At 66.9% G+C, this 25682-nt stretch carries 25 protein-coding genes and 2 pseudogenes; 18 read left to right on the top strand and 9 right to left on the bottom strand.

Annotation, left to right across the window (positions count from 1 at the left end; translation table 11 throughout):
- The 5 genes and pseudogenes from ACWESM_RS34165 to ACWESM_RS34145 all read right to left on the bottom strand — a co-directional run.
- A pseudogene (locus ACWESM_RS34165) lies at positions 1-390 on the bottom strand (DNA-directed RNA polymerase subunit beta); the annotation flags it as partial.
- A 332-nt stretch (positions 391-722) separates the two neighbouring features.
- Positions 723-1910 carry a Cmx/CmrA family chloramphenicol efflux MFS transporter gene (locus ACWESM_RS34160; RefSeq protein ID WP_452495284.1) on the bottom strand — a complete coding sequence of 396 codons (1188 nt, stop codon included), beginning with the start codon at positions 1908-1910 and terminating at the stop codon, positions 723-725.
- A 251-nt stretch (positions 1911-2161) separates the two neighbouring features.
- Entirely contained in the window at positions 2162-2794 is a 633-nt protein-coding gene (locus tag ACWESM_RS34155; protein WP_364437700.1) for a hypothetical protein, read from the bottom strand.
- 30 nt (positions 2795-2824) lie between these two features.
- Entirely contained in the window at positions 2825-3166 is a 342-nt protein-coding gene (locus ACWESM_RS34150) for a hypothetical protein (protein WP_397276708.1), read from the bottom strand.
- The gene (locus ACWESM_RS34145; RefSeq protein ID WP_452495281.1) at positions 3163-3606 is read right to left on the bottom strand and encodes a hypothetical protein; all 444 of its coding nucleotides are present in this window, start codon (positions 3604-3606) and stop codon (positions 3163-3165) included. The genes ACWESM_RS34150 and ACWESM_RS34145 overlap by 4 nt, the downstream gene beginning before the upstream one ends.
- A gap of 161 nt (positions 3607-3767) precedes the next feature.
- Between ACWESM_RS34145 and ACWESM_RS34140 the strand changes: the two genes are divergently transcribed.
- Both ACWESM_RS34140 and ACWESM_RS34135 read left to right on the top strand, forming a co-directional pair.
- Entirely contained in the window at positions 3768-4643 is an 876-nt protein-coding gene (locus ACWESM_RS34140) for a helix-turn-helix domain-containing protein (protein WP_364437691.1), read from the top strand.
- Positions 4640-4834, top strand: coding sequence for a DUF397 domain-containing protein (locus ACWESM_RS34135; RefSeq protein ID WP_364437688.1), 195 nt, complete (start codon positions 4640-4642; stop codon positions 4832-4834). Before ACWESM_RS34140 ends, ACWESM_RS34135 begins: the two co-directional genes overlap by 4 nt.
- A 113-nt stretch (positions 4835-4947) precedes the next feature.
- Here the strand turns inward: ACWESM_RS34135 and ACWESM_RS34130 are convergent, their stop codons facing one another.
- Positions 4948-5367, bottom strand: a complete 420-nt coding sequence (locus ACWESM_RS34130; protein ID WP_364437685.1) for a hypothetical protein — start codon at positions 5365-5367, stop codon at positions 4948-4950.
- Positions 5368-5651: 284 nt separating this feature from the next.
- Between ACWESM_RS34130 and ACWESM_RS34125 the strand changes: the two genes are divergently transcribed.
- From ACWESM_RS34125 to ACWESM_RS34105, 5 genes and pseudogenes are all read left to right on the top strand, one after another.
- Positions 5652-6164, top strand: a complete 513-nt coding sequence (locus ACWESM_RS34125) for a DUF3558 domain-containing protein (protein WP_379256048.1) — start codon at positions 5652-5654, stop codon at positions 6162-6164.
- A gap of 15 nt (positions 6165-6179) precedes the next feature.
- Positions 6180-6563 (top strand): hypothetical protein, encoded by a 384-nt coding sequence (locus ACWESM_RS34120; protein ID WP_452495278.1) that lies wholly within the window; start codon positions 6180-6182, stop codon positions 6561-6563.
- The gene (locus ACWESM_RS34115; RefSeq protein ID WP_452495276.1) at positions 6563-7900 is read left to right on the top strand and encodes a hypothetical protein; all 1338 of its coding nucleotides are present in this window, start codon (positions 6563-6565) and stop codon (positions 7898-7900) included. Before ACWESM_RS34120 ends, ACWESM_RS34115 begins: the two co-directional genes overlap by 1 nt.
- A gap of 8 nt (positions 7901-7908) precedes the next feature.
- Positions 7909-8682 (top strand): ESX secretion-associated protein EspG, encoded by a 774-nt coding sequence (locus tag ACWESM_RS34110; RefSeq protein WP_452495275.1) that lies wholly within the window; start codon positions 7909-7911, stop codon positions 8680-8682.
- A gap of 191 nt (positions 8683-8873) precedes the next feature.
- A pseudogene (locus ACWESM_RS34105) lies at positions 8874-9526 on the top strand (Uma2 family endonuclease).
- A 273-nt stretch (positions 9527-9799) separates the two neighbouring features.
- On the opposite strand, the gene ACWESM_RS34100 reads toward ACWESM_RS34105, so the two are convergent.
- Positions 9800-11281 carry a nitrate/nitrite transporter gene (locus ACWESM_RS34100; RefSeq protein ID WP_356960720.1) on the bottom strand — a complete coding sequence of 494 codons (1482 nt, stop codon included), beginning with the start codon at positions 11279-11281 and terminating at the stop codon, positions 9800-9802.
- 194 nt (positions 11282-11475) lie between these two features.
- Positions 11476-12147, bottom strand: a complete 672-nt coding sequence (locus ACWESM_RS34095; RefSeq protein ID WP_355079815.1) for a FadR/GntR family transcriptional regulator — start codon at positions 12145-12147, stop codon at positions 11476-11478.
- A gap of 65 nt (positions 12148-12212) precedes the next feature.
- Here ACWESM_RS34095 and ACWESM_RS34090 point away from each other — a divergent pair, with 65 nt between their 5' ends.
- The gene (locus ACWESM_RS34090; RefSeq protein WP_364437644.1) at positions 12213-13469 is read left to right on the top strand and encodes an MFS transporter; all 1257 of its coding nucleotides are present in this window, start codon (positions 12213-12215) and stop codon (positions 13467-13469) included.
- Positions 13470-13574: 105 nt separating this feature from the next.
- Here ACWESM_RS34090 and ACWESM_RS34085 read toward each other — a convergent pair whose 3' ends face one another.
- Positions 13575-13733 (bottom strand): hypothetical protein, encoded by a 159-nt coding sequence (locus tag ACWESM_RS34085; RefSeq protein WP_355079811.1) that lies wholly within the window; start codon positions 13731-13733, stop codon positions 13575-13577.
- An 85-nt stretch (positions 13734-13818) separates the two neighbouring features.
- Between ACWESM_RS34085 and ACWESM_RS34080 the strand changes: the two genes are divergently transcribed.
- From ACWESM_RS34080 to ACWESM_RS34035, 10 genes are all read left to right on the top strand, one after another.
- Positions 13819-15276 carry a nitrate/nitrite transporter gene (locus ACWESM_RS34080; protein ID WP_364437711.1) on the top strand — a complete coding sequence of 486 codons (1458 nt, stop codon included), beginning with the start codon at positions 13819-13821 and terminating at the stop codon, positions 15274-15276.
- A 29-nt stretch (positions 15277-15305) separates the two neighbouring features.
- Positions 15306-17831: a nitrite reductase large subunit NirB gene (gene nirB, locus ACWESM_RS34075; protein WP_355079809.1), complete on the top strand. Its 2526-nt coding sequence runs from the start codon at positions 15306-15308 to the stop codon at positions 17829-17831.
- Positions 17832-17895: 64 nt separating this feature from the next.
- A complete protein-coding gene (nirD, locus tag ACWESM_RS34070; protein WP_355079807.1) occupies positions 17896-18297 on the top strand; it encodes a nitrite reductase small subunit NirD in 402 nt (133 codons plus the stop codon).
- Between the two features lie 5 nt (positions 18298-18302).
- The gene (locus tag ACWESM_RS34065; protein WP_452495272.1) at positions 18303-19544 is read left to right on the top strand and encodes a uroporphyrinogen-III synthase; all 1242 of its coding nucleotides are present in this window, start codon (positions 18303-18305) and stop codon (positions 19542-19544) included.
- Positions 19541-20290, top strand: a complete 750-nt coding sequence (locus ACWESM_RS34060; protein WP_364437637.1) for a sirohydrochlorin chelatase — start codon at positions 19541-19543, stop codon at positions 20288-20290. The genes ACWESM_RS34065 and ACWESM_RS34060 overlap by 4 nt, the downstream gene beginning before the upstream one ends.
- A 590-nt stretch (positions 20291-20880) precedes the next feature.
- Positions 20881-21378, top strand: coding sequence for a pyridoxamine 5'-phosphate oxidase family protein (locus ACWESM_RS34055; RefSeq protein WP_452495270.1), 498 nt, complete (start codon positions 20881-20883; stop codon positions 21376-21378).
- 45 nt (positions 21379-21423) lie between these two features.
- Positions 21424-21831 carry a YciI family protein gene (locus ACWESM_RS34050; protein ID WP_355079800.1) on the top strand — a complete coding sequence of 136 codons (408 nt, stop codon included), beginning with the start codon at positions 21424-21426 and terminating at the stop codon, positions 21829-21831.
- Entirely contained in the window at positions 21828-22973 is a 1146-nt protein-coding gene (locus tag ACWESM_RS34045; protein ID WP_364437630.1) for an RNA polymerase sigma factor, read from the top strand. The genes ACWESM_RS34050 and ACWESM_RS34045 overlap by 4 nt, the downstream gene beginning before the upstream one ends.
- Before the next feature lie 198 nt (positions 22974-23171).
- Positions 23172-25364 (top strand): MMPL family transporter, encoded by a 2193-nt coding sequence (locus ACWESM_RS34040; RefSeq protein WP_452495288.1) that lies wholly within the window; start codon positions 23172-23174, stop codon positions 25362-25364.
- Between the two features lie 16 nt (positions 25365-25380).
- On the top strand, positions 25381-25650 hold the full coding sequence (locus ACWESM_RS34035) for a metal-sensitive transcriptional regulator (RefSeq protein ID WP_355079796.1): 270 nt from the start codon (positions 25381-25383) through the stop codon (positions 25648-25650).
- The last annotated feature ends 32 nt before the right edge of the window (positions 25651-25682 follow it).

Raw genomic sequence — 25682 nt, 5'->3', positions numbered from 1 at the left:
CTCCGCCGTCACGAACAACGGAGCCGCATACGTCATGTCCTTGTCCTTGCACTCATCGATCGAGGCCTTGACCTCTTCGAAGCGCGGATCGGAGAGCGTCAGCGCCATGGAGCCGGAGAAGTCCTCGATCGGGCTGATCTCCGCGAGCACCTCCGCCAATCCACCGGCGCCGGATTCGCCGCGCGCGGTGGCCCGTTCGCGCCAGGCGGGCGTGCCGATCAACCATTCGAACGAATCGGTCTGGACTTCCAGCAAGCCCGGCACTTCGAGGGGCTCACGGATCTTCGCGAACGAGAGCCGTTTCGGCGAGGGGGAGAATCCGGAATCGGCGGGCGTTGCGGCATAGACGTCGGTCTGACTCGAGACTGTCAAGATGCGTCCTTCCAGCACCTCATGACGCCCATACGTTCGCGTGGGCGTCACGGTATCTGCTTGTCCTGTGGGCGGTAATTCACATGGCGCACCGTGCTGGACCGTGTCCGAACATGACTCGACAACAACGGGTAGAAGGTGGCACGCAGACTGTGCCACTTTCCACGGTCAATTCGTATTTCGAGAGTTGGACAGCACGCGACCCGGCGCGAAGCCCTAAATTACACCCGATTTCGACCGATGTCGAGAGACAACAAGAAAGAAGACACGCCATTTCCTGTGTCTTCTCATATTTATAGTGACATCTCGATCCTTCGTTCGTCAAGTCTATTAGCGGTAATTCGCCAGCATTACTCGAGCGGGTCTCCTGCCGCGGCGGGCGCCGCCGGTGATGCGACCGGTTGCCTCGCCGCCCGCACGACCGTGGCCGCGGCGAGTGTGAGAACCGTGCCACACCACAACGCCTTCGCGGGCTGACCGGTGTGGTCGACGACCACGGCGGCGGTGAGGGGGCCGAGCACGGCGCCGATATTGAACGCCGTGGTGGCCAGCGCACCCGCGATCCGCGGCGCGCCGGGCGCCGCGGTCTGCACGATCGTCGTGATCAGTGTCGATCCCACTCCGAACGCGACCGCCCCGGACACCGTCGCCATGATCGCGACGCCGGGCAGTGCGTGCGCGGTCAGAGCGGCCAGTAACCACACCCCGACGAGCCCACTCGTTCCTACGGTGACGATCCGCTCGCGATGACGGTCGCTGTGGCGGCCGCAGACCGTCACGCCGACGAACGAACCGATGCCGAACAAGGCCAGCACGATCGGAACCCAGCGGCTGTCCGCTGTGGAGAGCCCTGCGGTGATCGAACCGAGGAACGTGAATCCCGCGAACGTCGCCGCGTTGACCAGCACCGAGGTGAGTACCGGCCGTTCGCCGAGTACCGCCCACTCCCGCAGCAAAGAGGACTCAGCTGTGGCGGGGCGATCACCGGTGCGAGCCGTACGGGGCACCATCGCCCACACCGGAATCACCGCTGCCCCGCTGACGATCGCGACAGCCCCGAACGCGATACGCCAATCCCAGATCTGCCCCAGCACAGTGCCGGCCGGTACCCCCGCGATACACGCCACGGTCACCCCGGACACCACCACCGAGGTCGCGCGCCCCACCATCACCGAGCCGACCAAGTGCGGCAGAGCGGCCAGCGCGATTGCCAGGAATCCCGCGTTGGCGGCGGCGGCGGCGACCCGCGTCATCAGCAGGACCGTGAACTCACTGGTCACAGCGCCGACGGCATGAGCAGCGCAGAACACCGCCAAGAACGCCGCTATCGAATGCCGGACCGGCAACCTGCCCGCCGCCATCGCCATCACCGGCGCGCCGAGCACCATGCCCGCCGCGAACAGTGACGTCAACAGACCGGCGGTGCCGAGCGAGACCCCGACATCGACGGCGATCGCCTCCAGCAACCCCGACACCATGAACTCGGACGTGCCCTGCGCGAACACCGCGACAGCCAGCACGAACACCACAATGGGCATAAAAATAACTCCCCGGATACAGGGCGCGACAAAGCGCCCGAGATGGTCGCGGAAATCGGGTGAACCGTCACCCTCCGCGGAGAAACCAGCTTCGTCCGGCGTTGCGAAATAACCACTCGGTCGCGCTACGACCAGCGGTTTCGCATTCACAACGCCGCCCGGCGCGTATGCCGGGCGGCTACCGTCTGGACGACTCCGGGGAATTCACGACCACACCATAACAACGCGTGCAGGCGCGGCCAACGCGATTTTCAGTGACCCCGTAGGCGGGCTATGGCAGCGTGGTTCGCGGACGGATCGAGCGTTATGGCCGCCGCCCACACATGCGCCGCTACGGCGCGCTGGTCGAACAGGGCTATCCAGGCGTCGGTGCACCGGCGGGTGTCGCCCACCGAGGTGGGCGTCGGTCCGAGTTCGGGCAGGTGGGTGTACGTCAGCGACGTGTAGGTGCGTCCTCGGGCGTCGAATATCGTTGCCGCGCAGATGGGATCGGCGGTGGCGCGTTCGCTCGATCGGCCCGCGGCCGCGGCCTGCATCGCCTCGTGCGGGCTGGTGAATATCTCGCCCACCGTCAGGTAGGCGAGCCCGAACGCCCACACGCGGCCGGTGAATCTCCGGATCAGCCATTCGGCCGAATCCAGGACGGGAGAGCGTTCGGCGTCGGGATCGAGGACGATCTGAGTGTGGGCCGCGTCGTGCGCGGTGGCGCTTCCGGTGCGGGCGAATCCCCAGAAATGCACGGTGTCGCTGTCGGCGGCGTCTGCGCGACGCTCGGCCAGCATGGCCGCGAGTAGTGAATCGATCGTGGCGCTGGGTGGGTATCGGATGGCGGAACTCGTCGGCTTGCGCGACTTGTCCTGTGGTCGATTTCGTCGATCGGGCATTTTCGCTCTCTGGAGGGGGCGTGGAATCGGTCAGGCGAACTCACCCGGCTGGGGCGGTCCGGGAGGATCCGTGGTGCGTGCTCCGTGGGCGGGCAGCAGAATGTCCCAGAACTCGATGCGCACCGCGTCCCACAGCCGGAAGTGGCGCGGGAACCATTCGCGGACCTGCGCCAGATCCGGCAGTGCGCGCTCATCGAAGGCGACGAATCCGTTCTCGCCCAGCGGGATCGGCACGGTGTCGCCGTTGTTGCGCAGCCGGTAGGCGGGTGTGGGATCGGCTTCGTCACGCAAGAACACGATTTCGATGCGACTGCCCACCACTCGCCAGCCGGCCTGTGCGGTTCCCGTTGTGGTCCGATGCAATCGGCTCACCCCCGGAAGAATTCCGGTGGGGCCGCCAACGCCGACAATTGCTCCAGCACAGCTTGAATCGTGCGCACGTCGAGAGCGCGGTCGGCGTTGTCGTGTCCGTCATGGGACGGGAACCGGAGTCCTCGGGCGGCGGCGCGTTCCCGGTGGCTCACCGCCTGCGGTATCAGCCGACCGGTGATGACGAGTGTGCGATACGCCGCGGCCTTCCATGCGCACCGCTCGATCCGGCAGGCCAGGTGCGCCCGCATCTGCTCGTGCGCCAACCGCACATCGGCGTGACGGCAGATTCCGGGCGGAACGAGGAGGCCGTCCGTGGTCTCGCGACGCCCAGGCCGGTGCGGCCCGATGCCGTGACTCGTCGGCTGTTGATCGCACGTAATCGGCGCCGGTGCGCGGGAATTCGTGACGAATTCGAGTTCTGTTCCGTGTTCTTCGGCCATGTGCATATGCTGCGAACGTGCTCACGACGGGGAGCTCGAATCGACCGGTGCCCGGCAATCGGCGCATACGCGCTGAGCGCTTCCCGAGTGCGCGGATGTCGATTCTCGCCGTGGGAAAAAGCAGGTCACACCGTGGGACAGCAGGGGAGGACGCAACGGAAATGGTCGGTACCAAGTCGGACGTCAGCCGGACGACGCTGCCGCGTCGCCAGTTGGGCCGCGCACTGCGCGACGCACGTCAGGCCAACGGCTACACCCTCGAGCAGGTAGCCGAGGTCCTGGAGATCAGCCGATCCGCGCTGGGACGGCTGGAACTGGGGCAGAACGAGAAGATCAAGGTTCGTGATGTCGAGTTCATCTGCGAGTACTACGGGCTGCCGGAGGAGCGGACGGAGTATCTGAAATTGCTTGCCGAGCAGGCGCGTGTGAGACCGTGGTGGGAGGACTTCCGGAATCTGGTACGCCCCGGCTTCAACACGTATCTGCAATTGGAGGCCGCGGCAACAGAATTGCACTTCTTCCAAGCGCTCATCATACCGGGCCTGTTGCAGACTCCCGACTATGCCCGCAGTGTGCGATCGTCTGCACCGATGGGCTCCTCCGCAGATGCTGACTGGCTCGTAGAACGGAGAATCCAACGATCAGCGATTCTTACCCGCAGGCACAAACCGATGCGGGCCGAATTCCTGGTGCATGAGTCGGCCCTGCGTACTGTGGTCGGGTCTATGCGAATCATGTCTTCGCAATACCGTCACCTTGCTGACATGGGTACGCGAGAGAACGTCTCGATCCGAGTCGTTCCCTTTGCTGCTGGCTTCCCAGGGGGATTGGCGGTACCGCCGTTCATCATTATCGACTTCCCTCATGGCGAGCCGTCCGTTGTCTACACCGAAGGCGCAATAGGGACAATGATTTTCGAGGATGCGGACGATGTGAACCGCTTCAGGGTGATCCACGAAGCCCTCAATGGTGCGGCACTCGAAGAGCAAGGATCGAGAGACCTGCTCAGGACTATGGCCAGGAGATACGAACAATGATCATCGACCTATCCGGAGCGGAGTGGTTCAAGTCTGTCCACAGTGGTGAGGCTGATGCGTGCGTCGAAGTCGCGTGGCTCGAGGCTAGTCACGTCGGCGTCCGCGATTCGAAGAACCCGAACGGGCCGGCGCTGATCTTCGCGCCGGGCCAATGGGACTCCTTCACCGCGTGCGTCGCGACTGCACTCTGATCTGCGGATCGGCGTAGACAAACAGACAGCCCGGACCTCGGCCTCATAGCCGATGTCCGGGCCGTATCCGTCACGGATACTGACGCAAGCCATGCGCTATTGGCGCGTGCGGTTCAACGGCGGCTGAGCCATACTGCTGCCAGCGGGTACGGGGCAACAATCGGAGTCCCGGCGATATTCACCGTTCCGCTCCAAAGCCCTTGCCGGGGGTCGATGTCATGCAGATCGAGCCCAAGGGGCACGAAGTCGAACGAAACATACGTCTCGTCCGGACCGACCGGCATCTGATGCCCTCCCCGGCTGGAGGTTCCGCACACCAGAACCACCGTCCTACCATCCACAAAAACTTGCAGGTCGCAGTTCTCGATCGGCGACCCGATCACATTGGAGGGCCCCCGCCCGACGTGATAAGTGCCGGGCGGGATAACACCGTTGCGCGGAAACTCCGGATCGTCAGCGGAGGCGACGGCGGGAGCAACAGAGACTGCGGCGGCAGCGAGCGCAAACCCGGCCACGATCTTGCCAAACTTCATCGTTCCAGCTCCTTGAACAATTCGTCGAACTCAGTCGTATGTCCTAGCTTTCGTCGAACTCGTTACTGCCTTGCCACCATAGATTGGGCCCCAAACTCTGTACGTCCCAACAGGGAGAGGACCCCGCCGCTTCCCGGCACCAGTCTCCCGGCCGCATCACACCTGGCACGCGCAGAACGCCTCTGGACCAGCGCGACCAAGGAGCGCCGCGCTGCTCGTCTGCTACTGTTGGCCCACTTGAGTCGTCACGGGTCGAGAGGGTGGGGATGAGTCATCGAATCCTGTTGGCACTGCTCATCGGAGCGCTGGCGACCGGTGCTGCGGGATGTGAAGACACCACGAGCGGATCGCCTGCGACGGGTTCCAGCACCACAGCGACACAGGCTCTGTTCAATCCCTGCACTGGGATTCCCGACGATGCGCTGCGGGCTGCGGGCGTCGATCCGAAAACCGAGGAGTCCGGTATCGCGGGAGTGCATCAGTCCGGCTGGGAGATCTGTAGTTGGAAGGGTTCGAAGTACTCCATCACGGTGTACTCGACCGGTCGCACTGTGGCGGAATTCGAGCGCAAGCCTGGAAACGTCGATTTCAAGGACGTCACTGTGGCCGGTCGTCAAGGCCGTCAATTCCGGGTCGAGGGCGCCTCGAAGAATTTCGACTGCGATGTGCTTTTTCCGGCAGCTCAGGGCGTCATGCAGGTAGCTACCATGAACAGGGCTGGCCAGGACAACCTCGAAGACCCGTGCGTGGTCCTGAACCGCGTCGGGGAGTCGATCGTACCGGTACTACCGCGTTGATCAGGGAGGGGCGATATGAGCGAGGGCAACGCATCGGTTTGGAGTCGACTCGTCAGTCAAGCGCGGGGAGGGGAACTGTATCTCGACGACGAGAATGCTGCATATCTCTGCGCGAAGGCGTGTGACCAGCGAATCGCCGATCTAGAAGGTATTCGCGACCTGTCACGCAGAGTGCAGAATGTCAGCGGTTTCGGTGATTTCGATATGGCCCGGGGTCTTGAAACCAAATTCTTGAAACAGGGTACTGGGGACGGTAATTCGATCGACCAGATCATCCTGGAACACATCGAGACCGTGAAGAACATGCGTGAGGTCATGGCGATCTCGTTCAAGCGCATCACCGGGAAGGACATCGAGAACGCGACGCAGTTCACGAACACCACCGAGCAGGTGCGCTGATGGGCAACCCGTTCGACTCTCTGCGAGTCTTCGATATGGGGGAACTCGGTTCGACGATGCTTCGCAACGTCACCAATTGGATATCGGGTGAGGAGTTGCAGCCGGACATCGATGTGGCCGGGGTGCAGGACAAGTACAACCGGCAGCGCGTCGGTGTGCGAGGCCGGGCCTCCGATGTCGGGTTCCAAGGCGAATTCCGGCCGAGGGAGGTTCTCGACGCGGACGAGTTCGAGCGGCACGATATCGCGACGCTGCGTGGCAAGGTCGATCAGATCGATTTGAAGGCGGTCGGTGACCTGGTGACCGCGTGGAACACCATCGCCGATCGGCACCAAACCTCTTTGGACACCTTTACGAAAGCCATGGCGCGGGCTACCGACGACAGTGTGTGGCGGGGTGAGGCGCGCAATGCTGCAGCGAGTGCGGTCGGCGACTATGCCGCCCAAGGTGCCCAGGTTTCCAACGCGGCCCGGCTGACCGGCAACAAGCTGGCCGAATTGCTGACCGGGCTGGAGCCGACCAAGCAATTGGTCCCGCACGCGCCGGAACATCGCAGCGGAATCGGCAACGCTCTCGCCTTCGTCGCCGGGCGGGGATGGCGCAATGACGATGTCGCCGAGTACAACACGAAGACCGAGGCAGTTCGCGTGTTGAGAACCGTCTACGCTCCGGTCGTGATGGAGTCCGATACCAATGTGCCGGTGATTCCGCGTCCGGCGACCACCGCGAATCCGGGTGGCGTCGGTGACGGCAGCGGCCCGCGAGGCACGAACACTGGCACCGGTAACCCGTCGGGAACTTCGTCGCCCAGCTCGGATCCCTCCGGTACGAACTCCACCGAGGACCCGACGACTCAGTCGAGCAACCAACCCTCGGACGACGCCTCGAAAACATCGGAGTCGACCAATACCGACCCGTCGTCGACTACGCAGGACTCGACCACACCGGCTTCCACCACGCCCTCTTCGACAACGCCTGCCTCGACGACTCCTACGAGCACATCGCCGAGCAGTCCCGGCAGTCCGCACTCGAGCACACCCGGCAGTCCGGGAAGTCCGACCGGTCCCGGTGCACCCGGTGTCTCGGTGCCGTCGAAAGGCACACCGAACAGCACCAACGCGGTTCCGGCCGCCGCGCGAACCGGCACCTCTCCCGGCCGCGCCGGTGCGAGCGGAATGGGCGGAATGGCTCCGGGTGCGCGCGGCGGCAAGTCCGACGAGGAATCCACCAAGGGCATTCCGGATTACCTGATCACTCAAGAACACGGCAATGAGCTCGTGGGGTTGGACGAGTTGCCCGGGACGGTACCGCCGGTCATCGGGGACAACCCGCGATAAGGACACCCATGCCCGAGGTGCAGAACTGGCGGTTCACCGCGCTCGAATTCCGGACTCTGTGGGAGTCCACCGGTCGGGACGTGCTGCCGTATCCCTTGCAGCACCAGTACACGACGGAATTCCGGTCGGAGAGTCTGCGGTTGCGGCAGGCGGCGGCGCAGTCGCTGCGACCCCGCATCGATGACGAGTTGTTGCGGGCGGTGGAAGTGCTGCTGGCGCCGGAGGCCCGGGTGGAAGTGGCCGGCTTCGCCGGTAAGCGTCGCAACCGCAGGCTGCGCGCCCATGCGGGGGTGCACTACGAGCACGGCGCGGTCGCGGTGCAGGAACCGGGACCGGACCCCGAACACGGCGGTGACGTGGTGCTGACGCTGTTACCCGCCGGTGCGGTGGCGCGGGCCGTGGTCGACGTTTTCCCCGTCTGCGGCCCGGGGCAGGGGAAGCAGTTGCAGGCTTCCGCGAAGGAGTTGGCGCGGCCGAGGCCGCCGGTCCGCGACGCTTGGCGACCGACGCCGCGGGAGGAGTTCGAGCGGTTCTTCACCCGGGCGATGACGTTGATCGGTCACGTCGGCGTTTACGCGATGGGTAGCGTCGACAACCGGCATACGCACGGCCGCAAAGATTTCCAGCTCAACGACGTCGAAAATGACGGCCGCTACGTCACGTTCGGCGCGGATCTGCTGACGATCAAACCCACCACCGCCGAGCGCGTCGCCGCCACCTTGCAACAAATGATCAGCAGAACGGTCAAGGAAGTGCGCGACGGGGTCCACCTACCGTATTGACCGGAGTGGCCGGGCGCGCCCAACCCTCCGCAGACGCGGTGGCCTGCGGGATCAACTGAACACGGTACGGACATCACCTGGTTCTACTCCCGGGTGGTCTCGTCACCGGGGACCGCGCAACCAGACCAAGCACCGTGTCGACCGCCGCTCGGTAGCCCCTCCTGGGTGGGCAGGTCATCTACTATTGCGGCATGCCCGTTCCGCGTATCGAGCGGCCCGACCTCCCCGAGTACATGACCTGGGAGGAGTTGGAGCGACTCCCGGAGGAGATCGCGAGTCAGATCGAGTTGTGGAACGGCCGCGTGGTCTGGGTGCGCCGCGGTCCCTCCGAACATCAAACATTCACGAATTTGATGTGGAGCGCCTTGCGCCGCTGCGCCGGGCAAGACATGTCCGAGCACACACAGCATTGCTGGCGCGTCACGACGGAGACGAATGTCTTTCTGGGCCGCACTGGCAAGTCCGATTTCCTTACTCCCGACTTCCTCGTTCACAGGTGTCTCGAAACCCCGTATCAGGATGTCCGTGGCGGCGACACCTTGCTGGTCGGGGAGGTCCTGTCGCCATCCAACACCCAGGCTGACATCGAGGCGAAGAAGGTTCGGTACGCGAGCGCCGGAATTCCATGGTATTGGGAAGTGACTCTGGCCCGGGAAGCGAGCGCCATCGCCATTGTTCGTGCCTACGCGGTCGAGACCGGGCATGCTCAGCTTCCGGAGGGGGTTCATCCGCTCCACGCGTCCAACTACCTCATGGTCGGTGAATGGGTACCCGGTGATTCGGGCGGCATCGAGATCGACTTCCATTCCCAATCGCCATTCCCTGGTCCGAACTCGAATTCTGAACCATTCCAAAGGGATCCGGTGACCTACGGTCAGGACGAAGTCGGGACCCACGGTCCTGAATCGAGTCGGTGAGTCGATCACTGCCGGGTTGCACGACGAAACCGAACGTCCGCGCGTCGTCCCGGTGCAGGCCGGGACCCGTTGCCGGACCCGGGATCTGGCCCCGGGCGACGGGCGGACGTTCGGTTGTGGGGTGGGCGGCTCCGCCGGAGGGGGCGGCGGAGATGACGCCCGTGTCCCGCGGGGTCCGGACCGCGGGACAGGCCGATCGGTCAGACGTTCGCGTAGGCCAGCGAGGGGACGCGCTGGATGGCGAACGAGGACCGCAGGTAGAACCACCAGGTGATGGCCGCCATCACCAGGAACGCACCGGCGTAGGCCCAGAACGCGGGGGCCATGCTGTGCAAGTGGGTGTTGGACAACCGCAGCGCCTGCTGCAACAGCCAGCCACCGGAGGCGCCGACCGCGCCGATGACGCCGATCGCCGCGCCCGCCTGACGTTTGGCCGAGGCGGCGGCTTCGGTGAGGTCGAGGCCGTGCTCGGCGGCGTACTTCTTGGACTCCGCGCTGAAGATGGTCGGGATCATCCGGTAGGTCGAGCCGTTGCCGATGCCGGTGAGCACGAACAGCAGCAGGAACGCGATCAGGTACAGCGGGAAGCTCTTCAGTTCCAGCCCGGCCATGATCAGCGCGACCGCGACCGCCATGCCGCCGAAGACGTACAGGGTGATCTTCGCGCCGCCGACCTTGTCCGACACCCAGCCGCCGAACGGACGGCTGAACGACCCGACCAGTGCGCCGAGGAACGCGAGGTTACCGAGCGTGGTGATCCAGCCGATCTTCGCCAGGTCCGGGAAGTTGGCCTTGATGAGGGTCGGGAAGGCGAAGGAGAAGCCGATGAACGATCCGAAGGTGCCGATGTAGAGGATCGCCATCACCCAGGTGTGCCGGTTGGTGAGCGCCCGCCGGTAGGACTTCCCATCGGACTTGGCGGTGCCGATGCTGTCCATGTAACGCAGCGCGCCGAACGCGGCGGCCAGGATGAACGGCACCCAGACCAGCACCGACAGCGTGATGCCGAAGCGATAGCCGCCCGGATCCTTGGCCATGATGTGCGTGCCGAGGGTGATCAGCAACGGCAGCACCAGCTGGGTCTGGGCGACGCCCAGGTTGCCGCCCGCCGCGTTGATGCCCAGCGCCGCACCCTTCTTGCCCTCGGGGAAGAAGAAGTTGATGTTGGCCATCGAGGAGGAGAAGTTGCCGCCTCCGACGCCCGCGAGCGCCGCGAGCAACAGGAACACCCACATCGGCGTGCCCGGCTGGTTGACGAAGTAGGCCAGGCCGAGCGTGGGAAGCAGCAGCATCCCCGCGCTGAACACAGTGAACGCCCGGCCGCCGAACCGGGGAACGGCGAAGGTGTACGGAATGCGCAGCGCGGCGCCGACCAGGGTGGGGGTGGAGGTCAGCAGCAGCGCGTTGCTCACCGCGGTGGGGTTGCCCTTGCCGAGCCCGGCGAGGAAGTCGAATCCGGCGGCGCCCATGCTGGTCACCACGGTGCCCCAGATGACCCAGATGCTGAAGCCGAGATTCTCGGCGAACACGGAGAAGATGAGATTCTTGCGCGCGGTTTTCGCACCGCCGGATGCCCAGAACGTCGGATTGTCGGGATCCCAGTGGTCGAGCCACCGGCCACGTTTCTGATATTCGAAAGTCGTTGGCTGCGACTGCTGGCCGGTGGCTGCTACGGCGGTCATCGGCTTCCTCTCGATTCGGCTCGACCGGCCCTCATCGCGGCGCAGTGCCGCCGGCGGCTGTCGAGTGCCTAGCTACGGTCGAGACAAAGGTATGAGCCGCTTGTTGCGTCCCCGTGGCCCTCGATGACGTTCCCGGCAAATCCGACTCACATTGCGCGGCCGGGAATGGTGACCACTTGGTTACCTGACGCCGTTTACCGCGCGTCCGGATATTCCGCGATGAGAGAGTTGAGGAAGCAGCGTGTCGCGGAGGCGGCCCGTTCGGGATCGCCGTCGATCACGGCGTGCACGAGCGCGGCGTGTTCGTCGGTATAGGAGTCATCCGATTTGGCGGTCCGCGCGCGGATGACCTGTTCGATGATGGGCAGCAGCGAATCGTAGAACTCGAGATACACCGCGTTGTGGCTGGCGACGACGATCGCGCGGTGCAACTGGACGTCCGCCTCGATCGCGGAGGCGGGGTCGTCTTCCCATTTCTTGTCGCGTTCGGCCAGCAGGCGCAGCAGGTTCGCGATGTCGGAGTCGTCGCGGCGGCGCGCGGCCAGGCCCGCGGCGGTGACGTCCAGCGCGAGGCGCAGCTCCAGCACGTCGCGTTCCTCGGCGTCGGCGAAGTACTTGCCCAGCGTCCCGCCGAGGTCGGAGGCCGCGATCACGTAGGTTCCCGACCCTTGGCGACGCTCCAGCATGCCGGCGTGCACGAGGGCCTGGACGGCCTCGCGCACCGTGTTGCGGCCGGTGCCGGTGAGCTCGGTGAGCTCCGGCTCCGTGGGGATGCGGGAGCCGATCGGCCAACGGCCGGAACGGATTTCGGCACGCAGCTGCTCGGTGACCTGGGCGATGAGGCTGGTGCGCCGGACGGGTTGCACCTCGACAGAGTACCGCCCATCACAAATCGTTGCCGCACTTCATCCGGTCATCCTATGATTTCTCGGTGTCTGCGACCCTTCCCGAAACCGAGGCTCGCCAGGAATCCGTCCTGGTCGAGCGCCGTCGACGTGCGCTGATCGAGGGCCGGGCGCTGGTCCTGGCAGCCATCGTGATGTCGGCGCTCACCCTACGAGTCGCGGTCACCGCGTTCAGCCCGCTCGCCGAGCGGATCGGCGCCGAAATCGGTTACGGCACCGCCGTTGTCGGCGTCTTCGGGATGCTCCCCACCGCCATGTTCGCGCTGTCCGGGCTGCTCACCCCGGTCTTGGCGGTCCGGCTCGGGCTGGAGCGCACCGCGCTGACGGCCATGCTGATGGCGGGTGCGGGCATGTCGATCCGGGTGCTGATGTCGGGCACCGCCGAACTGCTGGTGTTCTCCGCGCTCGCCCTCGCGGGCATGGGTATCGGCAACGTGGTGATCCCGCCGCTGGTGAAGCGGTACTTCCCGGATCGCCTGGCCGGGATCAGCTCGCTGTACATAGTGATGGTGCAACTCGGCACGGTCGTGCCCGCCGTCACCGCGGTCCCGGTGGCGGACGCGCACGGCTGGCGCGTCTCGCTCGGCGTGTGGGGTCTGCTCGGCTTCGCCGCTGCGGTGCCGTGGGTGGCGGTGCTGCGCGGCCGTCGCGGGCGCGACGGCGCGGACCGCACGGCCGTGCCGGTGCGGGAGCCGCACAGCGGGCGGGTGTGGCGTTCGCCGATCGCCTGGGGCATGGCGGGCATGTTCGGCATGACCTCGCTCACCACCTACGCGATGTTCGCCTGGTTGCCGAAGATCCTGAGCGAGGCCGGTGCGAGCGCGGCGTACGGCGGAGCCATGGTCGGTCTGTTCGCCGTGGTCGGCCTGGTCGCCGCGCTCAGCGCGCCGACCGTGGTGGCCCGATTCCGCAATCCGTTCCCCGTGGTGGTGGGTTGCGCGGCGCTGTTCTTCATCGCGTTCGCCGGGCTGCTGGTCGCGCCGATGGCGGCGCCGATCCTGTGGGTGGTCGTGCTCGGCCTGGGTCCGAGCACCTTCCCGATGGCGCTGACGCTGATCAACCTGCGCACCCGCACGCCTGCCGGGTCGGCCGCGCTGTCCGGCTTCACCCAGGGCGTCGGCTACGCGGTGGCCTGCGTGGGTCCGCTGTTGTTCGGCGTGCTGCACACGGCCACGGGCGGCTGGCTGGCTCCGTTCGCGATGCTCGGCGTCGCCGTGCTGGTGCTGCTGGCCGGTGCGTGGCAGGCGTGCAAGCCGCGCGTGCTCGAGGACACCTGGAATTGACGCGCGCGGCCGTCGGCCGGAAATCTCACAGTTCGGGTTGCGCGGCTGTGCGAACGGGGTCAGGATGGGCGCATTCGAATTGTGCGGAGTAGCGCGCGTCACACCTCACCGGTCGGCGAATTCGAGATAAGCCTTTTCGTGACGCACGGAAACTGTTGCGTCACATGCCTGAAACATTTGGTCGAAACTCACCTCCCGGAACCGGTAATCGTGAGCAACCGTTGATTTGACGGTCATTTCGCGCAGCATTTCGGCAATACCCATTTCCTACCGTGGGGCCAACCGACTTTGGGAGGCCCCGTTGAGCACGCTGACGCGTAACCGTCTGGAAGCGCTGGGACGGACGAAGATCCGCAGGCCGCATCTCGATCATTGGGATGCGGAGGACGTCGCCGCTTGGGAAGCGGGCGGCAAGGACATCGCCCGCCGCAACCTGATCTGGTCGGTCTTCGCCGAGCACGTCGGCTTCTCGGTCTGGTCGATCTGGTCGGTGATGGTGCTGTTCATGCCGACCGACAAGTTCGGCATCGACCCGGCGGGCAAGTTCTTCCTGGTCGCCATGCCGACCCTGGTCGGCGCGTTCCTGCGGATTCCCTACACCGTGGCGACCGCGCGCTTCGGTGGACGCAACTGGACGGTCTTCAGCGCGGCGATGCTGCTGATCCCGACGCTGCTCACGCTGTACTTCGTCAACCAGCCCGGCACCTCGTACACGACGTTCCTCGTGATCGCCGCGTTCGCTGGTTTCGGCGGCGGCAACTTCGCCTCCTCGATGACCAACATCAACGCTTTCTACCCGCAGCGGCTCAAGGGCTGGGCGCTGGGTCTGAACGCGGGCGGCGGCAACATCGGCGTTCCGGTGATCCAGCTGATCGGCCTGCTGGTCATCGCGACCCTCGGCAATGCTTACGCCTCGCTGATCTGCGCGGTCTACCTGGTGCTCATCGCGATCGCCGGCCTGGGCGCCGCGCTGTTCATGGACAACCTGCCCAACCAGAAGGCCGACCTGTCCTACATGCTCACGGCGCTCAAGGTGCCGCAGTCCTGGGCCATCGCGTTCCTCTACATCGGCACCTTCGGCTCGTTCATCGGCTACAGCTTCGCCTTCGGCCAGATCCTGCAGATCAGCTTCCGCGCGGGCGGCGACACCGTCGCGCAGGCCACGCTGCACGCCGCGCAGATCGCGTTCATCGGCCCGCTGCTCGGCTCGCTGGCCCGGCCCTACGGCGGCAAGTGGGCCGACCGCATCGGCGGTAGCCGGGTCACCCTCTATGTCTTCGGCGCCATGATGGCGGCGGCCGTGCTGGTCACCGTGGCCAGCACGGCCGCAGACAACAACAACGGCGTGGCGGGCGGCGGTGTGATGACCGCCCTGGTCGTCGGCTTCATCGCCCTGTTCGTGCTCTCCGGCATCGGCAACGGGTCGGTCACCAAGATCATCCCGTCGGTGTTCGAGGCGAAATCCAAGAGCCTGGACGCCACGCCCGCCGCACGGGCGGCCTGGTCGCAGAACACCTCCGGCGCGCTCATCGGTTTCGTCGGCGCCATCGGCGCACTCGGCGGCGTGGGCATCAACCTGGTGCTGCGCACCTCCTACGCGTCCACCAAGTCCGCGACCACCGCGTTCTGGGTGTTCATGGCCTTCTACGTGGTCTGCGCCCTGGTGGTCTGGGCGGTGTTCCTGCGCCGTCCCAGCCTGCGCGGCCTGCCCGCCGATTCCGAGGTCGTGACCGAAGCCGAGACCTTCGTCCTCGAAGCCGAGGCCGGTCACTCCCAGTCCCCGTCCGCCGGCTCGGCCCGCGCCTGACACCCGATCCAGTCCAGGAGGACCCACAGATGAACCCCACAGTCGCTCGCAAGACCGCGGTGGTCGTCGGCCACGGGATGGTCGGGCACCGGTTCGTCGAGGCGCTGCGCTCGCGCGACACCGAAGGCCAGTGGCAGGTGATCATCCTCAGCGAGGAGCAGCTGCCCGCCTACGACCGCGTCGGCCTGTCGTCCTACGTCGGCGCCTGGGACCCGAGCGCGCTCGCGCTGCCCGGCAACGAGTACGCCGGTGACGAACTGGTCGAGCTGCGGCTGGGCCAGAGCGCCGAGTCCATCGACCGGGCCGCGCGCAAGGTGACCACGTCCTCGGGCGACATCCTCGCCTACGACGCGCTCGTGCTGGCCACCGGTTCCTACCCGTTCGTGCCGCCGGTGCCCGGCCACGACAGCCCGGAATGCTTCGTCTATCGCACCCTCGACGACCTGGACGGTATCCGCGCGGCCGCCGAAGCCGCCGGTTCCGGCGCGGTGGGCGTGGTGGTCGGCGGCGGCTTGCTCGGTCTGGAGGCCGCGAACGCGCTGCGCCTGCTCGGGCTCACCCCGCACGTGGTGGAGTACAACACCCGGCTGATGCCCGCTCAGGTCGACGAGGGCGGCGGTGCCATCCTGGAGCGCCTGGTCACCGACCTCGGCTTGTACGTGCACACCGGTGTGGGCACCTCCTCGATCGAGGCGGCCGACAAGGGAGTGAAGGTCACCCTGTCCGACGAGACGGTGATCGATGCCGGGTTGGTCGTGTTCTCCGCCGGCGTCCGCCCGCGCGACCAGATCGCCCGCGACGCGGGCCTGGAGGTCGGTCCCCGCGGCGGCATCGTCACCGACCTGGGCCTGCAGACCTCCGACCCGAACATCTGGGCCATCGGCGAATGCGCCGCGGTGGAGGGCGTGTGCTACGGCCTCGTCGCGCCGGGGTACACCACCGCGGAGATCGTGGCCGACCGCCTGTTGGGCGGCGCGGGCGAGTTCCCCGGTGCGGACATGTCGACCAAGCTCAAGCTGCTCGGTGTCGACGTGGCCAGTTTCGGTGACGCGCACGGCGTTACCGAGGGCGCGCTGTCGGTGGTGCTGCACGACGCGGCCAAGGGCACCTACGCCAAGCTGGTCGTCTCCGATGACGCGAAGACCCTGCTCGGCGGCATCCTGGTCGGCGACGCCACCGCCTATTCGGCGCTGCGTCCGCTGGTCGGCCGCCCGCTGCCCGCCGAACCGGCCGCGCTGATCTCGCCCGCGGGCGCCGAACTCGGGGCCGACGCACTGCCCGACGACGCGCAGATCTGCTCCTGCAACAACGTGTCGAAGGGCGCGATCTGCGGGGCGATCGCCGAAGGCGCCTGCGACATCCCCGGGATCAAGAGCTGCACCAGCGCCGGAACCTCCTGCGGCGGTTGCGTTCCCATGCTCAAGAAGCTGCTCGAGCAGTCCGGCGTGGAGATGTCCAAGGCGCTGTGTGAGCACTTCGAGCAGTCGCGTGCGGAGTTGTTCCAGATCGTCCAGGTCACCGGCATCCGCACCTTCTCCGGCCTGATCACCAAGTACGGCAAGGGAACCGGCTGCGACATCTGCAAGCCGACCGTGGCGTCCATCCTCGCCTCCACCTCGAGCGACCACATCCTCGACGGCGAGCAGGCCGGGCTGCAGGACACCAACGACCACTTCCTGGCCAACCTGCAGAAGAACGGCACCTACTCGGTGGTGCCAAGGATGCCCGGCGGTGAGGTCACCGCCGAGCAGCTGATCACCATCGGCGAGGTGGCCAAGGAATTCGGCCTGTACGTGAAGGTCACCGGCGGTCAGCGCATCGACCTGTTCGGCGCGCGCGTCGAGCAGTTGCCGCTGATCTGGAAGCGGCTGGTGGACGCGGGCATGGAATCCGGTCACGCGTACGGCAAGTCGCTGCGCACGGTGAAGAGCTGCGTCGGCTCCACCTGGTGCCGCTACGGTCAGCAGGACTCGGTCGGCATGGCCGTGCTGCTGGAGAAGCGTTACCGCGGGCTGCGTTCGCCGCACAAGCTGAAGCTGGCGGTCTCCGGTTGCGCCCGCGAATGCGCCGAGGCGCGCGGCAAGGACGTCGGCGTGATCGCCACGGAGAACGGCTGGAACCTCTACGTCGGCGGCAACGGCGGTCTCACCCCGAAGCACGCCGTCCTGCTGGCCGGTGAACTCGACGACGAGACGCTGATCAAGTACATCGACCGGTACCTGATGTTCTACATCCGCACCGCTGATCGTTTGCAGCGCACCGCTCCGTGGCAGGAGGCGCTGGAAGGCGGTATCGATTACCTCAAGCAGGTCATCTGCGAGGACAGCCTCGGCATCGCCGAGGATTTGGAAGCGGCGATGGCTCAGCACGTCGCCGGCTACCGCGACGAATGGGCCGCGGTGTTGGAAGACGAAGAGAAGCTGTCTCGCTTCGTGTCGTTCGTCAACGCCCCGGAGGAAGCCGATCCGACGATTTCCTTCGACGAATCCGGGGAGCGGAAAGTTCCCGTCCTGCTCGGACTGCCGGAAGTTCCGGTCGCCACGCAGGGGAAATGACCGCTTAACCGCATGGAAACAGAACGTCGGTACCAATGAGTAAGGCGTTTGGAGGATGACACCGATGACCGTGATCGATACCCCCGGCATCGCCGCAGCTACCACCACTGGGTGGACGCAGGCCTGCCGACTCGACTACCTGATTCCCGGCCGCGGCGTTGCGGTGTTGCTCAAAGGTGGCCGACAGGCCGCCCTTTTCCTGCTGGAGAACGGCATGCTGTATGCCGTCGGCAATATCGATCCGATCGGCCGGGCGGCGGTCATGTCGCGCGGGATCGTCGGCGACCGCGGCGGGGCGCCCGTCGTGGCCTCGCCGCTGCTGAAGCAGGCCTTCTCCCTGGTCGACGGGCGTTGCCTGGACGACGAATCGGCGATGCTGCCGGTGTACGCGGTGCGCGTGGACGACGGCATCGTCTCGATTTCCAACGAGCCGGTGGCCACCGCGCTCGCGTCCTCGGATGGATGAACCCAATGACAACAGTTGACGCGGGCGCGAGCCTGGCCGGATTCACGGTGGGCATCACGGCGGCCCGTCGGGCGGAGGAATTCGCCACACTGCTGGAACGCCGGGGCGCGAACATCGTTTCCGCACCGGCAATCCGCATCATCCCGCTCGCCGACGACAACGAGCTGGAGCGGGTGACCCGGCAGTTGGTCGCCGCTCCACCGCAGATCACCGTGGCCACCACGGGAATCGGCTTCCGTGGGTGGATGGAGGCCGCCGAGGGTTGGGGTCTCGCCGAGGACCTGCGCGCGACGCTGGGGACCACTCGGATGCTCGCCCGCGGCCCGAAGGCCAAGGGCGCTATCCGCGCCGCGGAACTGCGCGAAGAGTGGTCGCCGGCCTCCGAGTCGTCCGCCGAAGTGCTCGATCACCTGCTCGCCGAGGGCGTGGAAGGTGTTCGGATCGCCGTGCAGTTGCACGGGGCCACCACCGAGTGGGAGCCGGTGCCCGACTTCTGCGAGGTATTGCGTTGCGCGGGAGCGGATGTCGTTCCGGTGCCGGTGTACCGCTGGGTGCCGCCGGACGATCAGGGGCCGATGGACCACCTGATCGAGGCCATCGTCACTTCGGGCATGGACTGTGTCACCTTCACCAGCGCCCCCGCCGTGGCGTCGATGTTGATGCGCGCCAAGGAGACCGGGCTGCTGGAAGGGCTGCTGTACGCGCTGCGCGGCCGGGTGCTGCCCGCCTGCGTCGGCCCCATCACGGCCGCGCCGCTGGAGGAACTCGGGGTGCCCACCTCGATGCCGGGCCGAGCCAGGCTGGGAGCGCTGGCCCGCCACGTCGCCGAGGAACTGCCCAGGCGGGCCAACCGGATTCACGCCGCAGGCCACATCATCAGCGTGCGCGGCGCGTGCGTAGTGGTCGACGGTGAGGTGCGTCAGCTGGCGCCCGCGCCGATGGCACTGATGCGCTCGCTGGCCCGCCAGCCCGGCCGGGTCGTCTCGCGCGAGGACCTGTTGGCCGCGCTGCCCGGCGGCGGGGACGACACGCACGCGGTGGAGACCGCTATCGCCCGGCTGCGCGCCGGACTCGGCACGCCGAAAGCGATCCAGACCGTGGTCAAACGTGGGTATCGGCTCGCGCTGGACCCGGCGGAATGTATCGACAACAACCCACGGCCCACCGCGACAGGAGGACCACAGGTGCCCGGTGTCGGAATTCCGACCCGGGCACCTCGGTACATCCAGACTGCGGGGAGCTGGTGACCGCGCCCGCCCTGGTGCTCGTGGCCCACGGGACCCGCAGCACCAAGGGCGTGCAGATGATCGCGGCGCTCGCCGAGGCCGTGACGAAGGAGCTCGGTGCCGGGATTTCGGGGCCCGGCACCGAGACGCCCTGGGTGCGTACGGCATTCGTGGACGTCCTCGGTCCTTCGCCTTCGGAAGTGCTGCGCGATCTGGTGACCCCGGCCGGGGAATCCGTACCCGCCGTGGTGGTTCCGGCGTTCCTGGCCTCGGGTTATCACGTCTACCAGGACGTGCCGCGCGAGGTCGCCGAGAGCGACCATCCCGCGGTGACGGTCACGCCCGCCATGGGACCGGATCCGGCGCTCGCGCGGATCATGGCGATGCGTCTGCGTGCCGCGGGTTGGCGTGAGGGTGACGCGGTGGTCTTCGCCGCCGCGGGCTCCTCGGACGCCCGGGCCCGCCAGGATGTCCGGCGCGCGGCCGCGCTGCTGGCCGAACACCTCGGCGTTCCGGTCCGTATCGGCTACGTCGCGACCGGTGCGCCGCGGGTGCCGGAGGTCGTCGCGGAACTGCGCGCGGCGGGGACGGACCGGGTGTTCGTCGCCTCCTATCTGCTCGCGCACGGTCTGTTCCAGCAGCGTCTGCACGAGGCGGGCGCGGACGGCGTCGCGGAACCCATCGGCGTGCACCCGGCGGTGGTCCGCTTGATCGCCGAGCGCTATCGGGTCGCAGCGGGCGAGTTGGTGCGGGCGCGGGTTCGCTGAGCATCGGCCGTCCACCGCGGAATCGGTGGCGCGAGGACGCGAGCCGGCGCGATCGATGCCGTTCGATCGATTCGAGTACCGGTAGTTGCCGCGCCGAAAAAAGCAATGTTCGGCCTATCTCCTGGTAGCGGGCGATTCGTTGGGTCGGGCCAGCTGGAGTTCGCGGAACTGGACGTTTCCTGCTGGCGCGGGCGGTTCGCCGACGTTTCTGTTCCGGCTGGCGTGTGAGTATCCGAGCGTGGCGCGGGTGATCCGGCCGAGACCGGAGACGGCGGTGCGCCAGGTCGCACACCCATGCCCAGCAGGAACCCGTGACCGTCGGCGCACAAGGTCACGCCGAAGCAATGCGGCGAGCTGAACGCGCTGCCAACCGCTCTTCGCCACGATGGGCCGCCGCGTGAACCGGCAGTTGCCGCTACTCTCCTCCACCGATCCGCAGATCCGGGACGAGTGGATCGGCAGCCTGTTCCGCGGCGAGCGCATAGGGTGGGCGCGGCTCCGGATGTCGAGAACGTCCGGTCGGCTCCGTCCCAGGGATACGAGCGGCTACGGACATGTCGCTCGACCACCCCGACGTAGGAGCGATCACCATGCGAGCGACCGAGATCACCGAGATCCTGAACCGTCCGATCAGCCAGGAGCTGCTGGCCCGCGACCTGACCCGGCTGGCCTATGTCGCCACGGATGGCACACCGCGCAGCATCCCGATCGGCTTCACCTGGAACGGCTCGGAGATCGTGCTGTGCACCACGAAGAACGCCCCCAAGTTGTTCGCACTGCGCAAGAACCCGATGGTTGCCCTGACCATCGACACCGAGGTCCACCCGCCCAAGCTGCTGCTCATCCGCGGGCGCGCTGAGCTTGACGTCGTCGACGGCATCCCGGACGAGTATCTCCAGATGAACGGCAGCTACGAGATGAGACCCGAGCAGCGCGTCGAGTGGGAGGCCGAGGTCCGCTCGCTCTACGACGGCATGGTCCGGATCGTCGTCACCCCGACTTGGGCGAAACTCATCGACTTCGAGACAACACTGCCCAGCCCGGTAGAGGAGTTGATTCGGCAACGGGCCGAACGTCAGCATGCCTGAGAGCGACGCGGCAAGAATGGGCCCTACCGATCCAAGGAGAAGATGATGGCCAAGTATCTGCTGCTCAAGCACTACCGAGGCGCACCGGCATCGGTCAACGACGTGCGGATGGACCAGTGGACCCCGGAAGAACTCGCGGCCCACGTCCAGTACATGCAGGACTTCGCCGCGCGGCTCGAGGCCACCGGCGAGTTCGTCGACAGTCAAGCGCTCTCCCCGCAGGGCACGTTCGTCCGCTCGGACGGCGAGGGCCGCCCGCCGGTCACCGATGGACCGTTCGCCGAGACGAAGGACCTGATCGCCGGCTGGATGGTGATCGACGTCGAGACCTACGAGCGCGCCATCGAGCTGGCCGCGGAGCTGTCCGCCGCACCCGGTGCGGGCGGGAAGCCGGTCCAGGAGTGGCTCGAGGTGCGGCCGTTCCTCACCGCGCTGCCCACGGTCACCGAGTGAACGAGTCGCAGCTGCGGGAACTCGTGCCCGCGGTGATCGGTGTCCTCGTCCGGCGCGGAGCCGACTTCGCGTCGGCCGAGGACGCCGTGCAGGAGGCGCTGATCCGCGCGCTGCGAAGCTGGCCCGACGATCCACCGCGCGATGCGAAAGCCTGGCTCGTCGCGGCCGCCTGGCACAAGTTCCTCGATGTCGCCCGGACCGAAACGTCGCGGCGCGGGCGGGAACTCGCCGTGGAGGTCGAGCCGCCGACCGGTCCGGTGCCGGGCACGGACGACTCACTGTGGCTCTACTTCCTGTGCGCGCACCCGTCGCTGTCGCCCGGCTCGGCCGTCGCGTTGACGCTGCGCGCGGTCGGCGGCCTGACGACGCGGCAGATCGCGACGGCCTACCTGGTGCCCGAAGCGACCATGGCACAACGGATCAGCCGGGCCAAGCGGCGTCTCGCTGGGCTGCCGCTCGATCGACCCGGCGACCTGGCGACGGTGCTGCGCGTCCTCTACCTCGTCTTCAACGAGGGTTACGGCGGGGACGTCGATCTGGCAGCCGAAGCGATCCGCCTCACCCGTCAGCTGGCGGGCTCCACCGACGAGCCCGAGGTCGCGGGCCTGTTGGCGCTCATGCTGCTGCACCATGCCCGCCGCGCGTCTCGCCTCGGCCCTGGCGGTCGCCTGGTGCCGCTCGGTGCACAGGACCGATCACGTTGGGACACCGGCCTGATCGCCGAAGGAGTGACGATTCTGCAAGCCGCGCTGGCTCGCGACCGCTTGGGCGAATACCAAGCGCAGGCCGCGATCGCCGCCCTGCACGCGGATGCGCCGAGCGCCGCCGAGACGGACTGGGTGCAGATCGTGGAGTGGTACGACGAACTACTGCACCTCACGGGTAGCCCGGTGGTGCGACTCAACCGCGCGGTCGCCGTCGGCGAGGCCGACGGACCGCAAGCCGGCTTGGCAGAGCTGAGCGAGGTGGATTCCGATCTGCCCCGGTACACCGCCGTTCGCGCCTATCTCCTCGAACGCGCCGGCGACCTCGAGCAGGCCGCCGAGCTGTACGCCGAGGCATCCCGAGCAGCCACCAGCGCGCCGGAACGCGACCACCTCACCCGTGAGGCGGCGCGGGTGAGGCAGTCACTGCGTTCGTGAGCACGGGTTGCTCACCCACACGGAGTCTGCTCCCCTCGCTGCTGTCATCGGGAGTCTCCGAACCTGTGGGGTATGCCACTACATCTCATATACCCCCATGGGTATAGTCGGTTATGCCCCCAGGGGTATGCCAGAGCAGGTTGAGTGCTGCGATTCGTACAGCAGGGAAAGGGAGCGCCGATGCGGCCGACGACACTCATGGGGCAGGACCGGGTCGACGCCGGCAAGTCGGTGCGGCCCGGCGGCCTGCTGGCGCGATGGGGCGCGATGATGGCAGGGCGGGCCCGGATCGTGTTCGCGGTGTGGCTGTTGTCGCTGGTGGCGCTCGGGGCGGCGGCGCCCGGCGTGTTCACTTCGTTGGCCGGAGCCGGATGGCAGGCCGATGGTTCGGAGTCGGTGCGGGTCCGTGAGCTGGCCCAGCAACACTTCGGCGGGAATTCGTCGGCGGCGGTGCAGGTAGTGGTGCATTCCGACACCGAGACCGTCGCCGATCCGACGATGCGGCAGACATTGGGCCGGATCTCGGCGATCTTCGCGGACGATTCCCGCTTCGGCGCCGTCGTCCCGCCGCAGCCGGGCATGACGATCAGCCCGGACGGCCACACCGGCATCCTGATCGCGGGTGCGAACGCCTCCACCGACGACATGGTCAAGGCCGTCGACGAGCACAAGGCGGCGCTGACCGCGCTGTCCGGGGACGGAGTCGAGGTCTATCCCACCGGTGCGTCGGCGTTGTGGAGCGATTTCAACAAGGCCAACCACGAGGCGATGCTCGAGGCCGAGCTGTTCTCCTGGCCGGTCACGCTGGCGATCATGGTGCTGGCCTTCGGCTCGCTGGTCGCTGCCGGGCTTCCGCTGCTGCTGACGGTGGCCGGGCTGGTCGCCTCGGCCGGTGGTCTGGTGCTGCTCAACCACCTCACGCCGATCTCGGTGTGGGCGATGAACTTCGCCATGATGTTCGCTCTCGCGTTGGGCATCGACTACGCGCTGTTCTTGGTCGCCCGCTTCCGTGACGCGCTCACCAAGTCCGCCGATTCCCGTTCGGCGGTGGCCGAGACCATGGCCACCGCGGGCAAGGCTGTCGTGCTCTCCGGGTTGACCGTGCTGGTCAGCCTGTCGGCGGTGCTGCTCGTTCCGGCGCCCGCGGTGCGCACCATGGCCGTGGGAATCATGCTCGCGGTGGTGTTCGTGCTCGCCGCCACGCTGACGTTGCTGCCTGCGGCGCTGGGCGCGCTGGGTGGCCGGATCAACGCCGCGGCACTGCCGTACGCGACCCGTCAGCAGCATCGCTCGCCGCGGTTCGCCCGCTGGGGGCAGCTACTGCACGATCATCCGTGGCCGTTCGCGCTCGCAGGGCTCGGTGTGCTGGCGGCGCTGGCGTTGCCTGCCACCGGATTGCAGGTCGCGATGCCCTCGATCCAGGTCGTGCCCGCCGACGCGCCCGTGCGCCAGGGCTACGAACTGGTCCAGCGTCAACTCGGCGAGGGCGCGCCAGGCGCATTGCAGATCGTCGTCCCCGAGGCCGAAGCCGCCCGCACCGCCGAGTCGGCAGCCACGACCGACGGCATCGCTACAGTCACGCCGCCCGCGCCCGCCGCGGATGATTCCGGCCTGGTCATGATGCAGGCGCTGCCCGCCGTCGATCCTTCCGACGACCGGCTGGGCGGCATCCTCGACAACCTGCGTGAGCGACTGCCTGCCGATGCCCTCGTCGGCGGCGCACCGGCGGAAAACCTCGACTTGCAACAGGCGCTCGACGACTATCTGCCGATCGTCGTCGGGGTGATCCTCGTCCTGGGCTTCGTCCTGCTGTTGGTGGCGTTGCAAGCGCCGCTCATCGCCGCGCTGGGCACCTTGGTCAGCCTTTTGTCGACCGCGGCCGCGTTCGGTGTGGCGAAGCTGATCTTCCAGGACGGTCACGGCGCGGGCCTGCTCGGCTTCGGTCCGCAGGGATTCCTCGACGGTTGGGGACCGGTGTTCTTCTTCGCGATGATCTTCGCCATCGCCATGGACTACACCGTGTTCCTGTTGGCCACGGCCAAGGAGCACTACGAGCGCTCGCGAGATCCCCGGACGGCGGGCATCGACGGGCTGGCCCACTCCGGCCGGGTCATCTTCGCCGCAGCGGCGGTCATGGTCGCGGTGTTCTTCACCTTCGCGCTGGCCGATCCGCTTCCGCCGAAAGAGATGGGCATCATCCTCGGCGTCGCGGTGCTGCTGGACGCGGTGGTGGTGCGCTTGGTGTTGCTGCCGGTCGCGCTGCGCTTGACCGGTAGGGCCGCGTGGTGGTCCCCGGCTTGGCTGCGCCGGATTCTGCCCACCGTCAGTTTCGCCCACGAGCGGACAGAGTCGGCGGATAATACCCTAAGGGGTATTGTGAAGACTAAGTGAGAGAAGGAGAAACATCATGGTCGGCGACGAAGACGCCATCGCCTCGGTACTCAATCGGCTGCGCCGCGCGCACGGCCAGCTCGCCGGAGTGATCGCGATGATCGAGCAGGGCCGGGACTGCAAAGACGTGGTCACCCAGCTCGCCGCGGTCTCCAAGGCACTGGACCGAGCGGGTTTCAAGATCGTCGCCACCGGGCTGCGGGAATGCCTCGCGAACCCCGACGCCGAGACCGCCGATCCGATGACGGTGGATCAACTGGAGAAACTGTTCCTTGCCCTCGCGTGACGCACGCGTTCCGCGAGGGCGTGATCTGGAGA

This window comes from Nocardia sp. NPDC003999 (assembly GCF_053604885.1).
This window is presented reverse-complemented; position numbering and strand designations above follow the sequence as displayed.

What these genes read in the sequence shown, in the direction of transcription:
- ACWESM_RS34160 (WP_452495284.1), bottom strand. Translation starts at nt 1,910, where the DNA reads ATGCCCATTGTGGTGTTCGTGCTGGCTGTCGCGGTGTTCGCGCAGGGC.
- ACWESM_RS34155 (WP_364437700.1), bottom strand. Translation starts at nt 2,794, where the DNA reads ATGCCCGATCGACGAAATCGACCACAGGACAAGTCGCGCAAGCCGACG.
- ACWESM_RS34145 (WP_452495281.1), bottom strand. Translation starts at nt 3,606, where the DNA reads ATGGCCGAAGAACACGGAACAGAACTCGAATTCGTCACGAATTCCCGC.
- ACWESM_RS34140 (WP_364437691.1), top strand. Translation starts at nt 3,768, where the DNA reads ATGGTCGGTACCAAGTCGGACGTCAGCCGGACGACGCTGCCGCGTCGC.
- ACWESM_RS34135 (WP_364437688.1), top strand. Translation starts at nt 4,640, where the DNA reads ATGATCATCGACCTATCCGGAGCGGAGTGGTTCAAGTCTGTCCACAGT.
- ACWESM_RS34130 (WP_364437685.1), bottom strand. Translation starts at nt 5,367, where the DNA reads ATGAAGTTTGGCAAGATCGTGGCCGGGTTTGCGCTCGCTGCCGCCGCA.
- ACWESM_RS34120 (WP_452495278.1), top strand. Translation starts at nt 6,180, where the DNA reads ATGAGCGAGGGCAACGCATCGGTTTGGAGTCGACTCGTCAGTCAAGCG.
- ACWESM_RS34115 (WP_452495276.1), top strand. Translation starts at nt 6,563, where the DNA reads ATGGGCAACCCGTTCGACTCTCTGCGAGTCTTCGATATGGGGGAACTC.
- ACWESM_RS34110 (WP_452495275.1), top strand. Translation starts at nt 7,909, where the DNA reads ATGCCCGAGGTGCAGAACTGGCGGTTCACCGCGCTCGAATTCCGGACT.
- ACWESM_RS34100 (WP_356960720.1), bottom strand. Translation starts at nt 11,281, where the DNA reads ATGACCGCCGTAGCAGCCACCGGCCAGCAGTCGCAGCCAACGACTTTC.
- ACWESM_RS34085 (WP_355079811.1), bottom strand. Translation starts at nt 13,733, where the DNA reads ATGGGTATTGCCGAAATGCTGCGCGAAATGACCGTCAAATCAACGGTT.
- nirB (WP_355079809.1), top strand. Translation starts at nt 15,306, where the DNA reads ATGAACCCCACAGTCGCTCGCAAGACCGCGGTGGTCGTCGGCCACGGG.
- nirD (WP_355079807.1), top strand. Translation starts at nt 17,896, where the DNA reads ATGACCGTGATCGATACCCCCGGCATCGCCGCAGCTACCACCACTGGG.
- ACWESM_RS34065 (WP_452495272.1), top strand. Translation starts at nt 18,303, where the DNA reads ATGACAACAGTTGACGCGGGCGCGAGCCTGGCCGGATTCACGGTGGGC.
- ACWESM_RS34055 (WP_452495270.1), top strand. Translation starts at nt 20,881, where the DNA reads ATGCGAGCGACCGAGATCACCGAGATCCTGAACCGTCCGATCAGCCAG.
- ACWESM_RS34050 (WP_355079800.1), top strand. Translation starts at nt 21,424, where the DNA reads ATGGCCAAGTATCTGCTGCTCAAGCACTACCGAGGCGCACCGGCATCG.
- ACWESM_RS34040 (WP_452495288.1), top strand. Translation starts at nt 23,172, where the DNA reads ATGGGGCAGGACCGGGTCGACGCCGGCAAGTCGGTGCGGCCCGGCGGC.
- ACWESM_RS34035 (WP_355079796.1), top strand. Translation starts at nt 25,381, where the DNA reads ATGGTCGGCGACGAAGACGCCATCGCCTCGGTACTCAATCGGCTGCGC.